This window comes from Agathobaculum sp. TL06 (assembly GCF_054658635.1).
Window position 1 is genome coordinate 105,901 of record NZ_BAAGGY010000009.1, and the last position, 16,163, is coordinate 122,063.

A 16,163-nucleotide genomic window follows, 5' to 3' on the forward strand; every position below is an offset into this window, starting at 1 on the left:
CCGCTATGTATGTCCCCGCGCGCGGCGGATAAAAAAACCGGCTGCATAGCAGCCGGTTTTCTGTGTTATTCCTTGTTGAGCGCTTCCAGTCTCGCCTTGTTTTCCGCAATGACCTTCTCCTGCACCGGAGCGGGCGCATCGTCATACCGCTCAAACTTGGAGACGAACGAGCCGCGGCCCTGCGTCATCGAGCGCAGCGTGATCGCATAGTCGGACAGCTCTGCCATCGGACACTCCGCCAAAATCTCCTGTTTGCCGCCCTCGATCGGGTTCATGCCCATGATCCGCCCGCGGCGCTTGTTCAGGTCGCCGATCACATCGCCCATGTACGAATCCGGCACGACGACGCGCAACGAGCAGACCGGCTCAAGCAGCACCGGACTTGCCTGCGGGATACCCGCCTTATAGGCCAGGCGCGCCGCCATCTTGAACGAAAGCTCGTTGGAGTCCACGTCATGATAGGAGCCATCCAGCAGCGTGGCATGCAGGCCGACCAGCGGATAGCCCGCCAGTACGCCATGCTCCATTGCCTCGCGGATGCCCTTGTCGACCGCAGGATGGAAGTTCTTCGGCACGGAGCCGCCGAAGATCTTCTCCTCAAACAGATAATCGCCTTCCGGATACGGCGCAAACTCCATCTTGACATGGCCGTACTGCCCGTGGCCGCCGGACTGCTTCTTATGCTTGCCCTCGACCGTGACCGTCTTGCGGATCTTTTCACGGTACGGCACGATCGGCGGCGTCAGCACGACCTCCACGCCGAATTTATCCTTGAGCTTGGAGCACAAAACATCCAGATGGATGTCGCCCGCACCCGAAATCGTATGCTGCTTGGTTTCCGGATTGAACTCGGTCTCGAAGGCCGGATCCTCGTCGTGCAGGCGGGCCAGGCCGGCGGATATCTTCTCCTCCGCGCCCTTGACCTTGGGCTGGATGCCCTGCGTGTAGCACGGCGGCGCGAATTCGATCGGCTCCAGCTCGACCTTGCGCACGCTCATGGAGAGCGTGTCGCTGGTCTTGGTGGTGACCAGCTTGGAAACCGCGCCGATATCGCCGCAGCCGACGACCGGCACCTCGCTCGTCTTCTTGCCGCAGACCGAGTAAATATGTCCCATTTTTTCATTTGCGTCCGCGCGCTTGTTGACCAGCACCATGTCCTGCTTGACCTCGCCAGACATGACCTTGAAATACGAGAAGCGTCCGTACTGGTCCGCGACCGTCTTGAACACGAACGCGCAGGTCGAGCCGTTGGGCGTGCAGTTGATCTCGATCAGCTCGCCCTTTTCGTCCTCGCAGATCTCGACCGGCTTTTCGTCCGGCGACGGCATGTAGTCCGCAATGCCCTTCAGGAGCGCGTAGGAGCCGATGCCGGTCACGGCCGTGCCGCAGAACACCGGCGCAATAACCAGATCCTTGACGCCCTGGCGGATGCCCGCGATCAGTTCTTCGTCCGAGAATTCCTCGCCCGCGAAATAGCGCTCCATCAGCTCCTCGGACAGCTCGGCCACATTTTCGCACAGCGCCGCGCGATGCTGGTCGATACGGTCCTTCATATCGTCCGGAATCGGGATCTCGACGCGCTTGCTGCCCTCCATGCGGTACGCTTTGCGGATGACGCAGTCGACCACGCCGGCCGTATCGCGGTTGCCCTCGAAAATCGGCACCACGATCGGACAGACCGAAACGCCGAACTGCTTCTGCAGCTTATGCAGCGAGGTATAGTAATCCGAGTTCTCCTCGTCGATCTTGGAGATATAGAACATGCGCGGCATGGAACGCGCCTCGCAGCGCTCCCAGGCCTTTTCCGTCCCCACGCCCGGGCCGGCCTTGCCGGTGGCGATAATCAGAGCGGATTCGGCCACGCGCAGCGCGCAGTTTACTTCGCTTTCAAAATCAAAGAAACCAGGGGTATCAAGCAGATTGATCTTGCAGCCGTTCCATTCAACAGGCGCCACAGCCGTTGAGATCGAAAACTTGCGTTTGATCTCCTCTGGATCGAAATCGCATACAGTGTTGCCATCCGTGATCTTTCCGACACGGTCGGTCACTCCGGCGATATTGAGCAGGCTCTCGACGAGCGAGGTCTTGCCGTCGCCGCCATGCCCCATCAGACATACGTTACGGATCTTGTTAACCGGGTAATTGGCCATATTTGATAAACACTCCCCTGCCCTTGCCTTCACGCGGGCGCTTAGTTGGCGGGAACAAACTCCCTGTTTGTTATTATACACGACTTTACCAATTCATGCAAGCTGTTTTTTGTGCAATTTTAATGTACCCCTCTGTCCTTTTTCGACAGGGCCGCGCCGCCCGAAATTTTTTTATTTTTTTGTTTTTTTCCTGTCACAAAATCGCCTTTTCAAACGTTATATAAGTGTAATGGTTTTTACCCCGCTGTGCAGAATGGAAAGGAGCCTCCGTCATGACCCGTGCTTATCTTGCTACCGCCGCCGCTGTTTTGGCATTGGCTCTCGCGGTGTTTTCCGTCGTGTCCATCCTGCCGTTCTGAACCTCTCTTTTTCTTCTCTTTTACCGATCGGGCGGTCGGAGCGGTTCGCTCCGGCCGCCTTTGCTTTTGCAAAGCGACCGCTCCCCGGCAGGGGCAAATCAAAAGGGCCTGGAAGCATGCTTCCAGGCCCTTTTCGTTATTTCCATGTCTTAATGCGTTTGCTGGGTGATGATGAATACCGGAACATACCAGATCAACAGATACAGCAGCAGGTGCAGAACCGGCAGTGCATCCACCGCGTTCTGGAACACCAGATAGAATACGATCAGCATGCCGCATATGCCGGCAAAGGCGCCCAGCGTCAAGGCGGAGCGCACCGCGCCCGCCAGCTTGTCCGCGCAGCGGAGCACCTGCAGGAAAGGTCCCGCTCCCTCGCGAACCAGGATCGCGGCGGGCGCGTCCGCCTTTGCATAGGCGGGATCGAGCAGCCGGCGCACGCTGTCCGGCTCCGGCTGGTCGGCAAAGCCGCGGCGCAGGTCGAACTGGCTCTCCACCATGGCGGGCGAAATGTTGAAATCCCGCACTGCCAGCGCCGCGTTCATATGCATCCGGCGCATCAGGCGCATTGCCTGGTAGGTGCTTTTCGTCGGCTGGTAACGGAGCAGCAGCGCGCCCGCCAGCACGTTGTCCACAACCAGATAGGCGCTGACCGTTTCATCCTCCGTCTGGCCCGACCGGATACGCTGCCCCAGCTTGACCATGAGCGCCGCCGTGCCGAGCACCATGCGGCTCCCGCCGATCTCTCCGGCAAGGCCGCCCTCGACAAACTGCACATTGCGCGCCGCCAGCGTCACACCGTACCGCTCCCGCACCGCCTCGGTCAGCACACGTCCCAGCTCAAGGCCGGCCGCATCCGCGAGCGCCGCAGCGCAGCCCAGCAGCTTATCGTCCGACATCCGCCCCGCGTTCTGCAGCGCCTCCAGGCTGATCGAGCCCGCGGGGAACAGGTCGTTTTCGGTCAGGACGACCTCCTCGGTCCCGCGCAGAAGGTTGGCCTGGCGCGCCCCTGCGAGCGCCGCGCCCGACCCGAGCAGGCGGCGCGAGATGTTCTTATAGCTCGCGCCGAACGCGCACAGCAGGCCGAGCGGCGCGGATACCGACAAAATCGCGGAAAACGCCCAGAAAAAGCGCACCGGTTCGCCGCGCGCGACCGAAGCCACCAGCGCGAAGATGATGGATGCCGCCAGCGCGATCGGCACATAGATCATGGAAAAGCGGTCCACCGTATCCGGCCGTTCCATCTCCAGCAGGAAGGCCTTATCATCGTGCAGCGGCCCCTTGACCGCCCTGCATGCGTCATCCTCCCTGTCGTAATGGCTGTAAACCGCCATCGGCTGCTCCGCCGAGCAGATCGCCTGATAGGCGCGCGCCTGCGCGGCGTACCGTCCGCGCTCCTCCCGCATTGCCGCGTACAGCAGCAGGATGCTGACCGCGAGGTACGGCACCTGCACGCCGGGCGCGTTTTCAAAAACGATAATGGACGCGCCGTGCAGCAGCGACGCCACAATGGCGAACGAAACCAGCGACGCCCGATCGGGCGCGCCGTGGAACAGGCTGTTAAAGCCCATGCCGAACACATCCACACCCAGGAAAAGCGCGATAAACTGCAGCAGCATAAGCACGCCAATGCCGATGCCCGGGTTCTCCACCGCGTCGAGCACGACCGGCAGCGGCAACACGTCAAAGCTGGGCGCGAGGCTCAGGTAAGCCGCCGCGGCCGCCAAAATCAATACGATCACGGAGCGCACGGAAAGCCCCCGCGCCCGCCGCTTGAACGAGCGGGCGGCCTGCGCCGGATCGCGCAGCCGAATCTCCTCCGCTTCCTCCTGCTGTTCGGCGGCCAGACGCGCCGCGCGCGCCTCCTTGCGGCTCATCCGCTCCCCACGCGCGGCGCGGCGCGCGGGCGGCTGCTCCGGCATGTCCTCGTACAGCTCCTCTTCCTCCTGCACGGCCGCTTTCGCGGCACGGCGCGCGGCCCTGGCAGCGGTCCGGTTCTCCTCCCTCTGCCGTTTCGCCTGCGCCCTGGCCTCCCGCGCGGCGATGCGCGCCGCGCGCGGATCCTCTTCTTCCTCCTCTGGGAAATCGTCCAAATCCCGCGGCCGCGGTTCCGTCGGCGCTGCGGCGCGGACAGGCCGCGTCTTTGGCGCGGCGGGCTGGGCGGCTGCCGGCGGTTCCGGCTGCCGTACCTCCGGCGCCGGCGCGGCAGACGGGCGCGGCTGAGCCTTGGGCGTGGCCGGCGCCAGTCCCTCGACCTCGGCTATGATCGCGTCCAGATCGAACTCGTCCGTATCCGGTACGTCGTTCAGCATCGCCCGAATATCATCGAGGTTCATGGTTTCGTCTTTTCTGTCCATATCGTTGTCCGTTTTCCTCCTTTATTCCGCCTGCGCGCGGCGGCGGACCGCCTCGAACAGCAGAACGGCCGCCGCGTTGGATGCGTTGAGCGAGTTGACCCGCCCGCGCATCGGAATGCTGACGATATAATCGCACTTGTCCCGCGTCAGCCGGCTGAGCCCCTGCCCTTCCGAACCAATCACGATCGCGCACGGGCGGTCGAACGCGGCCTGGTAAAGCCCCACCGTCCCATCCGCCTCCGCGCCGAACAGCCATACCCCGCGCGCCTTCAGCTCGTCGAGCGCCGCCGCAAGGTTGTTCGCCTTATGCACGCCCACATAGGCCAGCGCGCCCGCCGCGGCGCGCGCGACCGCCGCAGTCAGGCCGACCGCGCGGCGCTTGGGGATAATGACCCCGTGCGCGCCCGCGGTTTCTGCCGAGCGGATGATCGCGCCCAGGTTGTGCGGGTCCTCAATACCGTCGCAGACCACGATCAGCGGCGCTTCGCCCCGCTCCTCCGCCACGCGGAATATATGGTCGAGCGGCACATATTCCTGCGCGGCGGCCTGCGCGATCACTCCCTGGTGGTTCCCCGTCGGGCTCATATGGTCGAGCTTGCGGCGGTCGCAGGTGACGACCGGCACGCCGCAGCGCCGCGCTTCCGCAGCCACATCCCCGATGCGGGCTCCCTCGGCCACAAAGACCTTATCGACCGTCCGGCCCGCGCGCAGCGTTTCCAGAACCGCGTTTCTGCCTTCGATCAGGGTCCCGTCATCTTCCCGCGGCGGGCGGCGGCGCCTGTTGTTTTCATAAGCCATATTCCTACGCTCCAAAAATTTTCAGATGTGGATAGTATAGCACACTTTCCCCCACGTTTTCAACGCTGTACGACGGAAAACATAAAATTTACACGTTTTTCGCCCCTCATCCTCCGAAAAGGCTCGCCGGAACGCGCACCGCATGGTATAATAGCCGCAAAGCGGCTATTATCATTTATTTTATATTTTGTTATACCATCAGCGGCGCTTAGCGGTCGCTTCAGGCAAAAAAGTACCGGCCGCTGTGGTATAATGATAAAAACAAACGGGAGGGATCGCATTTGACGCCATACGATGAAACGCTCCGCACCCTCAGGCAGCAGGCCGACCGGCTTCACCGGCTGCGGGCCATGCTGGACGAGCTGTACCGCGAGCGGCAGCGCCTGGAGGAACGGGAGCGAAGCCTGGCCGCAGTGCGGGCTGCGGAGCAAAAGGACGTGGACCGGCTGCAGGGCCGCAGCCTGACCGCCTGTTTTTACGCTCTCCTCGGCAGGCGGGAGGAGCGGCTCGACAAGGAACAGCAGGAGGCCTGGACCGCCGCGGTCAGGCACGACGCCGTGCGGCGCGAGCTGGAGGCGGTGCGGCAGGATATCGCTTCTTACGAGTGGGAAGCCGCCACGCTCGATGGCTGCGAGCAGCGCTGGAGGCAGGCCATGGACGCCAAACGGGATTTCCTGCGGCAGAGCGGTTCTGTGCATGCCGAGCGCATCCTGCAGCTTGAGCAGCAGCTCGCCGCGCAGCAGACGCTGGAAACCGAGATTGCGCAAGCGCTCGACGCCGGCCGCGCGGCGCGCCATACCGCGGACAGCATCCTGTCCAGCCTGGACAGCGCGGAAGGCTGGGGTACATTCGACCTGTTCGGCGGCGGCCTGATCACCGACCTGGTCAAGCACGGGCATCTGGACGACGCGCAGGACAAGGTCGAGACGCTGCAGACCCAGCTCCGCCGCTTTAAGACCGAGCTGACCGACGTATCCATCCAGGCGGATGTGCAGGCGCAGGTAGACGGCTTCCTGCGCTTTGCGGATTACTTTTTCGACGGCCTTTTCGCAGACTGGATGGTGCTGGACCATATTCACGGCGCACAGTCCCAGATTGCAGACACATGCAGCCAGATCGACGATGTCCTGTCCCGCCTTCGCGCCATGCAGGACGACTGCCGCGCGGCGGAACAGCGCGCGCGGGAGGCGCTCGACCAACTGGTCGCCGGCGCCTGACGCGCCGGTACGGCAAAAGACCCCCAGGGCAGCCAGCCCCGGGGGTCTTTTTGTTAACGGAAAGCGCCGGAGCAGGCGCCCCTTACTTGCAAAGGTAGCCGCCGTCGACCGGCAGGATCGCGCCGCCCAGATAGTCGCTCGCATGCGACGCCAGGAACAGACACGCGCCCTTCATATCCGCCGGCTCGCCCCAGCGGTGGGCTGGGATGCGGTCGCAGATCTCCTTGTACCGGTAATTGGAGGGATCGAGGAGGGCTTCGTTCATATCGGTCGCAAAATAGCCGGGCGCGATCGAATTGACGTTGACGCCGCACGCCAGCAGGTCGTTGGACATGCACTTGGTCATCTGTGCCACGCCGCCCTTGGCCGCGGAGTACGCGACGACGTTCTGGCCGCCGAAGAAGGACGCCATGGAGGAAATCGTGATGATCTTGCCATAGCCCTTCTTGACCATGATCTTGGACGCCTCCTGGCAGAGGATGAACTGGCTCTCCAGATTGACGTGGATCACGTCGTCCCAATCGCTCATCGGGAACTGGTCCGCACGATGCCGGCGCTGGATGCCGTGCGCGGTCACAATGATGTCCAGATCGCCGCCCAGCTGCTCCACCGCCTCTCCGAACGCGCGGTAGCATTCCTCGCGCCGGCCCAAGTCGGCCTGCACACTGTGGCAGGCAAAGCCGCGCGCGCGGAATTCCTCCGCAGCGGTATGCACGCGCGCGCTCGAGCCAATGATGACGACCTCGCAGCCCGCCTCCATCAGCCCCTCGGCCATGCCGTGGCCCAGGCCGCGCGTGCCGCCGGTGACGATGGCCTTGCGGCCAGTGATATCAAAAAGCGGATGTACCATGATTACATATCCTCCTCATCAAACAAAATGACCATTTTCTTGACCGACGGGTCGGGATGCTCGATCTTGTCGAACACTTCCCCGATGCGGCTGAACGGGATAAAATGGGTGGCGATACCCTCCAGGTTGAACGCATGCTGCTCAAAGCGCTCGATGGTCGGCTCGAACTGATACGCCGACATGCGGGAGCCGATCAGGTCAAGCTCGCGCTGGTCGAGCATGGCGGAGGAGATCTGCTCCGGCGCCGTACAGAAGCCGAGCGAGACCACACGGCCCGCGTTCGCCATGATGCCGGGCGCGAACAGGCTGGTCAGCGAACCCGGGAAGCATGCCGAGTCAAACGCGCAGGTCACGCCGTGTCCGCCCGTGATATCCTGCACACGCAGGGCAAGATCCTCGTTTTTGGTGTTGATCACATAGTCCGCGCCGTACGTTTTCGCGCGTTCGAGCGAGGAATCGTTGATATCGCAGCAGATGACGGTTTTCACGCCCTTCGCCTTGCAGGTCTGCAGGATGATCGCGCCGATCGTACCCGCGCCGAGGATGAGCACGGTATCCTCCGGCACCACGCGGCCGCGTCCCGTGCAGTGTCCGCCGATGGCGAACGGCTCGACGAGCGCCGCATCCTTCCACGGGATTTCGGGGGAGATCACATAGCACTGATTCTCCGGCACGACAAAGTATTCGCGCCAGCCGCCGTCGATGCTCGAACCGCGCGCGCGGACGTGCTCGCACACGTTATAGCGGCCGATTTTGCACTGGTAGCACTCGCCGCAGGCAACCACCAGGTCGAGCACGACATGGTCGCCCGGCTTGACGCGGGTCACCTTGGAGCCGACCGCCTCGACCACGCCCGCGTTCTCATGTCCCGGGATGCGCGGATAGGACGCGCACGGGTTCTCTCCCAGATAGTTATGTACGTCCGACCCGCACACGCCGCAGGCCTTCATTTTTACCAGCACGTCGTAATCGCCGGCCGCCTCAGGGCGCGGCACCTCGCGCACCTCGAACCTATGCGGCTCGGTCACTATGACTTCCTTGCTCATCAGCATAACAGCATTCTCCTCTTAAAACAGTATCATGTATGGCATATGGGGTTTCCCGCTTTTGGGATCGCGCGGCGTCACGGTGTCTGGAGCGAGCCGTCGCGCAGGCGGGTCTGCGTCCAGGTCGTGACTGTGTTCTCACAGGGGTATTTGGCGGCTTCCTTTTCGTCCAGGTCAACGCCCAGGCCGGGCTTGTCGTTGGCGTACACATAGCCGTCCCTGAATTCCGGCAGGCCGGGGAACACCTCAAGCAGCGCGCCATGTTGCTGGCGCAGCTCCTGGATGACGAAATTGGGCGGCTCGATGCCCGACCATTCCTGCACGCCGAAGTTGGGCGCCGCCAGGTCGATATGGATGTTGGCCGCATGCGCGAGCGGGGACATATCGCCGGGGCCGTGCCATGCGGTGCGCACCCCGAACTGCTCCGCGAAAATCGCCAGCTTGCGCGCCGGCGTGATGCCGCCGATCTGCGAAATATGCACGCGGATAAAATCGATCAGCCGTTCGGTAATCAACTGCTTCCACTCGCGCGGGTTGTTGAACAGCTCGCCCTGCGCCAGCGGGATCGAGGTCTGCTGCCGCAGCAGGCGCAGCCAGTCGACCTGCTCGAGCGGCACCGCGTCCTCCAGAAAAAACAGGTCGAACGGCTCGAGCTGCTTGGCCAGCTGCAGCGCTTCGACCGGCGCGATGCGCTCATGCACGTCGTGGACGAGCGCCATGTCGTAGCCGATGCGCGCGCGGATGCCCTCAAACAGCTTGACCGTGTCGCGGATGTATTTGCGCGAGTCCAGGTAGACGCCGTCCGGCGCGCCCTGCGGCGCGGTCGCGGGCGCCTTGCCGTAGCCGCCCCCGCCATAGCCGCCGCACTGGCAGCGGATGTGGGTGATGCCCATGTCGCGGAAGCGCTCGATGTTATCGCAGATCTCCTCCACATCGCGCCCGTCCGCGTGGCGGTAGACCGGAATAGCCTCGCGGCACTTGCCGCCGAACAGCTCGTAGCACGGCATGTTCGCAAGCTTGCCCTTGATGTCCCACAGCGCCATGTCCACGCCCGAGATCGCGTTGTTTTCAATGCCGCCGTTGCGCCAGTAGGCGTTCTGGTGCATCAGCTGCCACAGCGCCTCGATGTTGTTCACCTCGCGGCCGACGAGCAGCGGCTTGAGGTAATTTTCCACCAGATGCTGCACGGTCAGGTGGCGGTAGGCAAACGTCGCGCAGCCCAGGCCGTACAGCTCCGGCTCGCTCGTCTCCACCTTGACGACCACCAGGTTGATGCCCTCCGGCGCGGTGCAGATCACACGGATGTCACGGATGGTAATTGGCATGATATTCTCTCCCTTTCACTTGTTATACAAGTTAAACCTTATCGTAATTTTGCAGGATGTGCGCCTGCATCAGCGCACGCGCCAGGTTGTCATTGTGTACCTCGACCGCATTGAGGATCATGGGGTGAAAAAACAGAGCGTCCTGCTCGCCGAACCGCTGGGTCAGTTGTTCATGGTTGCGCACCGTTTGCTCGAACACCTCATGCAGGCTTTTGACCAGCAGATGATTGCCGGACGCCCGGCACAGCTCCTCATGGAACGCCATGTCGCACCGCACAAATTCGCTTTTCTGGCCGCGCAGCGCGGGCAGCCGGCCGGTCAGCTCATGCAGACGCCCAATCTGCGCTTTTGTTGCGTTTTTTGCGGCCAGCGCCGCCGCTTCCGGCTCTAAAATGCGCCGGAACTGCAACACCGCGCGGATATCCGCACAGTCCGCAGGGGTGATTTGACTGGCTCCGGTGAGCAGGGTTTCCACGCGGTCGTCCCGCAGGAAGGTCCCTTTCCCATGCACGCTTTCCAGCACGCCTACGCCGATCAGCTGCTGGATCGCCACGCGCACGCTCGCGCGGCTGACGCCGAGCCGTTCGGTCAGCTGGTTCTCGGACGGGATCTTGCTGCCGACCGCCCACTGGCCGCTTTGGATATGGCCGGTCAGGTACTGGAGCACGCTTTCCGTCACATTGATGCGTTCGGCCTTCATGGCTTCCCTCCCTCAACTTGTCTGACAAGTTATGCTTTTATTATAGCGTCCTTTTCCGTACTGTCAAGAGGGAAAATCACATTTTCGCATATTGCACAAATCCCGCCGCCGATTTCGCACATTTCCGGCACAAAAAAAGAGCCGGCAACTGCCGGCTCACCTTGTTCTGCTGTTTTACAGGGTCTGATCCACACCGTTAATGCTGGCGGACTCCCCCTCCTCAATCGGGATCAGCAGGCATTTCTGCCCTTCGACCACACCCGTATGGATGCGGTCCGCCCGCTCCTCCGGCACCCGCAGCACGATGCCCGCGCTTTCCTCCCAGGGGGCCTCGTCTCCGGCCAGGCGTTCGGATTGCTCCGCCAGGCGGTGCTGCAGCTCCGCAACCCTTTGCTCCAGCGCCGCCGTGTGCATCCGCTGGGTGTTTTCCTCCACCAGACGGCTGTCCAGCACATTGTTCGCAACAGGCGGCACGTCTCCGAACGTCTGCGCGAATGCCTTGCCGATCTGCTCCCTGACCGGCTCCGGCACCTCGGCCTCCGCCGCGAGGTCCGCGACCGTCTCGGCCGTCAGGCTGACCGGCGGCAGGCTTTCGTCCGCCTCCTGTTCGGCCACCATGCCGCTGATCGTCTTCTGTATCCGGAAGAACGCGGCGTCCGCCTGCTCCTCATCCTCCCCGAACGCGCTTTTCACAACGCTCTGGAACGCTTTCTTGTCCTCTGCGGCCGTGCGCTGGGACACACATCCGAGTACGTTTTCGATCAGCTCCGGATGGGAGCCGCGGCCGGTTTTGACGTAATACAGCACAGCGTTCACATCGCTGCCGCGGCCGCTGAACGCCGGATAGACAAAGCCCAGGTCGGGCAGGCCGACCACCCAGTCGCGCACGCGCGCGCCGATGCGGTTCTCTTCCTCCCGATAACCGAGCGCGGGCTTGGACAGCTCGACCGGACACACCGCGCACAGTATGTACTCGTAGATCTCCTCGGACTCCTCCTGCGCTTCGCCAGAGGTCGCCCGGGCCGGCACGTCGTACACATCGTGATAAACTAAAATCAGGTAGTTGCCCGGATAGGCATACTGTTCGATGACCTGCTCATACAGGCGGTCGAGCAGGTCGTCGTTGGCCAGCTTGCTGCCCTTGAGCGTAAGCAGGAACGAGCGGCGCTCGTCCGCCTGCTCCCCGCGCGCGAATTCCAGCTCAAGCAGGTTGCCGCCCAGCGTGCCGGACAGCGTTTTTTTCGCAATCTCCAAATACTTGTAAAACTCGTCCTCCTCCAGCTCGGAAAACTGTTCGCCGAACTTCAGGACGACCTGCTTGCCGCTGTTGACATAGCACCCGCACATGCGGCCAAAGGTGCATTCGGTCTTTTTCAGGCGGCGGCGCAGCTCTTGCACATCGCCTTTGGTAATATTCATGATAGTCTCTCCCGTCATATGCCCGCGGACACAGGGCGGCCGCCTATCCCCACGGATAAGCGGCCGCCCGCCGCCGGCTTTTCATATTCCCGTCCTTTAGTATACGGCATCCCGCGCAGAAAAGGCAAGCGGATTTTGCCGGAGAGCCGTCATGCACGGTAAATCGTTTCCCCTGCCTTGACCGTTTCCAGCACGCGTACCCGCCGCAGCGCATCTGGCTCGACCGCGAACGGATCGGCGTCCAGCAGCACCAGATCGGCCGCTTTGCCCGGCCGCAGAGAGCCGCGGCGCGCTTCCTCAAAATACTGGTAGGCAGCGTGGACCGTAACCGCGCGCAGCGCGTCCTCCACGGGAATACGCTGGTCCGCGCCGAGCACGGCGCCGCTTTCCGTCAGCCGGTTGACCGCACACCAGACGGTACCCAGCATGTCCGGCGGCAGCACGGGCGTATCCTGATGGAATGTGAAAGGAATCCCCTGCTCGAGCGCCGCGCGCGCCGGACTGATATGCTGTGCGCGCGCCAGCCCGAAATTCCGGATATGCACCTCGCCCCACCGGTACACATGCGCCACAAAAAATGATGGCAGCACGCCGGTCCGCTTGACGGCCTCCATCTGGTCCAGTCCGAGAAGCTGCGCATGGATCATGACCGGCCGCAGGCCGCGGAAATCCGGAAATTCCCGCTCGACCGCAGCCACGGCCTGCAAAAACTGCTCCGCTGCCGCATCCCCGTTGCAGTGCGCCAACACCTGCAGCCCGCCATGATAGGCTGCCATGAGCGCTTCCTGCACCGCCTGCCCGCTCATGGTGCCGTAGCCTCGATACCCGTCTTCCGCGCCCTGATACGGCTCCCGCATCCACGCGGTACGGCCCTGCGGGGAACCATCCAGGAAAATTTTACACCCGCCGAGCTTGAAATGGTTATGGTAGCGCCGGACTGCTTCCGGAAACGCCGCGCTCGCCTCATCCCAGGCGTCCACGGGCGGATATGCCACCACGTCCAGCGTGAGCAGCCGGTGCGCAAGCAGGGTCTGATACAGCGGGATCAGGCTTTCGGGCATCATCCCCTCCTGCACGGTCGTCACGCCATAGGAGGCGTACTGCTCCTGCACCCGACGATACGCGTCCATCAGGTCCTCCATGTCCGGCATCGGCACCTTCTGTTGGTACTGCAGGAACGCATTTTCCTCCATATAACCGGTCAGCACGCCGTTTTCCGTGCCGATCACGCCGCCCGCCGGCGCGGGCGTGTCCGCTTTGACGCCGAGCAGCTCCAATGCCAGGGAGTTGAACACCCCCATATGGCCGGACTGATGCACCACCATGATTGGATGCACCGCGGAAACGCGGTCAAGCAGCGCACGGGTCGGATGGCGCCGCTCCGCGAGCGTGTTCTGGTCATAGCTTTTGCCAACCACCCATTGCCCGTCCGGTATTTTGTTAGCCGTGATAAAATGCGACAGCGCCTGTCCGATCTCGTCCAGGCTGGCGGCCTCCTCCAGCGGGACCTGCAGCAGCGCCTGCGCGGCGCCGGAAAAATGGCCGTGCGCGTCCAGGAACGCAGGCAGCAGCGCGCGTCCATCCAGGTCGATCTCCGCCGCGCCGCGCGCCCATGCCGCGAGCTTTTCCCGCGTCCCCACGGCCGCAATCACGCCGTTTTCGACCAGCAGCGCTTCGGCCGGCCCGCCGCTCTCCATTGTACGGATTGGGCCGCCATAGTACAGCGTTTTCATAAGCACTCCACCTTTATCCGATTCCGTGTGCCTTAGTATGCCCTATGCTTTAGTATAGCACGCAGGGCCGGAAGTTTTTGAACATTGTCTGAACTTTTCCCGTTTCTTTTGCGCCGCGTGCAATTTTTGAAATTTACTTTTTTCTCCACCGATGTTATAATTTATGCAGTATACCCGCATTCCTTGCGCGGTGTCTGCTTTTTATTTTCAAGGGGGTAAACTGCATGAGAAAAAAACTGATCGCATCCGTTTTGGCCGTTCTGGTGCTGTTCTGCGGCCTCGCGCCCGGCGCTGCCGCGCTCAGCTATCAGGCGGAAAGCGTTTTCGTCATGGACGCGCAGACTGGGGAAACGCTTTACGAGTATAACGCCGACGTTGCCCGTGTGCCGGCCAGCATGACCAAGGTGCTGACCGCGTACATCATTTATCAGGAGCTGGAGGCCGGCCGCCTGACGTTGGACACCCAGGTCAAGGTCAGCCACAACGCGGCTGTCAAATCGCGCGACGCCAGCTATCCCACCGCCGTACCGCTGACCGAGGGCGCCACCTACTCGGTCGATACGCTGCTTCACCTGATCATGATCCCCTCCGCCAGCGCGTCGTGCATCGTCATGGCCGAGCATATCAGCGGCAGTGAGAGCGCATTTGTCGCCCGCATGAACCAGACCGCCAAGGATCTCGGCCTGAACGCGACCTATTACAACTGCCACGGTGCGCAGCCCAATTATATCACGGCCCGCTCGCAGGCCAAGCTCACCCGCCGCTTTATCAACGATTATCCCGATATCCTGCGCATCACCTCCAAAAGCGGGTTCAGCTTTAACGGCGCCTACTATAATAACACCAACCACCTGCTCAACACCATGGCGCCTTACGAAGGGCTGGACGGCTTCAAAACCGGCACCATCGCGGAGGCAGGCTATTGCGTCACCACGACCGCGGTACGGGATGGGCGGCGTGTGATCGCGGTGGTTATGAAATCCACCAGCGACGCGCAGCGCTTCGCGGATTCCCGCCAGCTGCTTGATTACGGCTTTGCTGAAATCCAAAAGCGGGATGCGGCCCGTAAAGCGACCAGTGTACAGCTTACCGCGGCGCCGGACAGCGTCCGTCCGTACCAGCCGTTTACCGTCACCGCACGGCTGGAAGGCGTCTCCGCCTCCTATGCCTGCAAAGCGCAGTGGTATGTCAACGGCGCGGCGGTCGATGGCTACGGGAACAGCAGCTTCCTGACCGCCGACCATAAGACGAGCACGCTGCAATACACGCTCAAAGAGCTGGCCGGCGATACGCTCGACATCGCCTTTGTCCTGACCATGTTCGACGGCACCGAGGTCCGCTGTGAAACAGCCCTTCCGGTGGAGCAGCGTCCGGTGGAATACGGCGGCTCGCTCAACATCCGGAGCGCGGCAGCCTATCCCGGCAAAACGCTGCTCGTGACCGCGGATATCACCGGCGAAAACGGGATCGCCCGTGTCCAGCTTCCGGCGCGCTGGCAATGGGACGGCGCGGACATCGCAGGCTATTCCAACGCGGCGTTTACCATCGAAAACGATGCCGCATCCAGCGAGTATCTGCTCCGCATTCCGGAAGACGCCTCAGAGGGCAGCCATGAGCTTTCCTTTGTGCTTGGCGATGCGGACAGCACAGGCGCAAAACAGTTGATTCTGCGTGCCGATATCCAGATCGTTTCACCGGAAACGCCGGCGGAGGAGGTTCCCGTGGAGGATGCTCCGGCCGAAGACGCTCCGGCCGCGTAAAATAGCCAGAGAAAACCCGCTGTTTCAAAAGAAACGGCGGGTTTTCTCTTAGCGTCCCTTTGCCTCCTCGACAGGCCGATCCCATAGCCGCCGTTTTTTCCGTCCTACCCTGCGGAACTTCGCTATTGTTTACCGCTGTATCCACACAAAAGGCTTGTATTTCTCAACTTTTTCCCATTTTAGCACTTTTCTTCCCTTGTATAGCAGAAACCGGCATTCACGCACATTCCTCACACAACTTGCACAATCTGTTTTTTCAAAAAATAAAACCACCCCGCGGCGCCTCTGCTCCACGGGGTGATTTCCATATATAACGGGTAATCTTTTTATTTACAGCGTAACGCCGTTTTTGAAGATGGCGATTTCACGGTAGCCCAGCAGCTCGGTTTTGGAGGGTCTGCCGCCCGCGATGTCCAGCACCAACGCATACAGCCGCTTCGCCGCCTCCGCGA

At 62.1% G+C, this 16,163-nt stretch carries 11 protein-coding genes; 2 read left to right on the top strand and 9 right to left on the bottom strand.

Translation table 11 applies throughout. The features are described from left to right. Positions 1 to 65: 65 nt before the first annotated feature. The 3 genes from ACYQ3S_RS07150 to rlmB all read right to left on the bottom strand — a co-directional run bounded on the left by ACYQ3S_RS07150 (position 66) and on the right by rlmB (position 5,661). Complete coding sequence (locus tag ACYQ3S_RS07150) at positions 66 to 2,150, bottom strand: elongation factor G (protein ID WP_459688143.1); 2,085 nt, start codon at positions 2,148 to 2,150, stop codon at positions 66 to 68. 508 nt (positions 2,151 to 2,658) lie between these two features. Continuing rightward, positions 2,659 to 4,863: a hypothetical protein gene (locus ACYQ3S_RS07155; RefSeq protein WP_459688144.1), complete on the bottom strand. Its 2,205-nt coding sequence runs from the start codon at positions 4,861 to 4,863 to the stop codon at positions 2,659 to 2,661. A gap of 21 nt (positions 4,864 to 4,884) precedes the next feature. After that, a complete protein-coding gene (gene rlmB / locus ACYQ3S_RS07160) occupies positions 4,885 to 5,661 on the bottom strand; it encodes a 23S rRNA (guanosine(2251)-2'-O)-methyltransferase RlmB (protein WP_459688145.1) in 777 nt (258 codons plus the stop codon). Positions 5,662 to 5,942: 281 nt separating this feature from the next. Between rlmB and ACYQ3S_RS07165 the strand changes: the two genes are divergently transcribed. Continuing rightward, a complete protein-coding gene (locus ACYQ3S_RS07165) occupies positions 5,943 to 6,878 on the top strand; it encodes a hypothetical protein (protein ID WP_459688147.1) in 936 nt (311 codons plus the stop codon). Positions 6,879 to 6,960: 82 nt separating this feature from the next. On the opposite strand, the gene ACYQ3S_RS07170 is transcribed toward ACYQ3S_RS07165, so the two are convergent. The 6 genes from ACYQ3S_RS07170 to ACYQ3S_RS07195 form a co-directional block, all read right to left on the bottom strand. Continuing rightward, positions 6,961 to 7,728: an SDR family NAD(P)-dependent oxidoreductase gene (locus tag ACYQ3S_RS07170; protein WP_459688148.1), complete on the bottom strand. Its 768-nt coding sequence runs from the start codon at positions 7,726 to 7,728 to the stop codon at positions 6,961 to 6,963. A gap of 2 nt (positions 7,729 to 7,730) precedes the next feature. Next, positions 7,731 to 8,780, bottom strand: a complete 1,050-nt coding sequence (locus ACYQ3S_RS07175; RefSeq protein ID WP_459688149.1) for an alcohol dehydrogenase catalytic domain-containing protein — start codon at positions 8,778 to 8,780, stop codon at positions 7,731 to 7,733. Between the two features lie 71 nt (positions 8,781 to 8,851). Next, positions 8,852 to 10,099, bottom strand: coding sequence for an enolase C-terminal domain-like protein (locus ACYQ3S_RS07180; RefSeq protein WP_459688151.1), 1,248 nt, complete (start codon positions 10,097 to 10,099; stop codon positions 8,852 to 8,854). 31 nt (positions 10,100 to 10,130) lie between these two features. Beyond that, positions 10,131 to 10,799 carry a FadR/GntR family transcriptional regulator gene (locus ACYQ3S_RS07185; RefSeq protein ID WP_054326096.1) on the bottom strand — a complete coding sequence of 223 codons (669 nt, stop codon included), beginning with the start codon at positions 10,797 to 10,799 and terminating at the stop codon, positions 10,131 to 10,133. A 174-nt stretch (positions 10,800 to 10,973) separates the two neighbouring features. Next, positions 10,974 to 12,218, bottom strand: coding sequence for a DUF4317 domain-containing protein (locus ACYQ3S_RS07190; RefSeq protein ID WP_459688152.1), 1,245 nt, complete (start codon positions 12,216 to 12,218; stop codon positions 10,974 to 10,976). 149 nt (positions 12,219 to 12,367) lie between these two features. Then, positions 12,368 to 13,951 carry an amidohydrolase gene (locus ACYQ3S_RS07195; protein ID WP_459688154.1) on the bottom strand — a complete coding sequence of 528 codons (1,584 nt, stop codon included), beginning with the start codon at positions 13,949 to 13,951 and terminating at the stop codon, positions 12,368 to 12,370. A gap of 224 nt (positions 13,952 to 14,175) precedes the next feature. Here ACYQ3S_RS07195 and ACYQ3S_RS07200 point away from each other — a divergent pair, with 224 nt between their 5' ends. Beyond that, complete coding sequence (locus tag ACYQ3S_RS07200; protein WP_459688155.1) at positions 14,176 to 15,711, top strand: D-alanyl-D-alanine carboxypeptidase family protein; 1,536 nt, start codon at positions 14,176 to 14,178, stop codon at positions 15,709 to 15,711. Positions 15,712 to 16,163 lie beyond the last annotated feature (452 nt).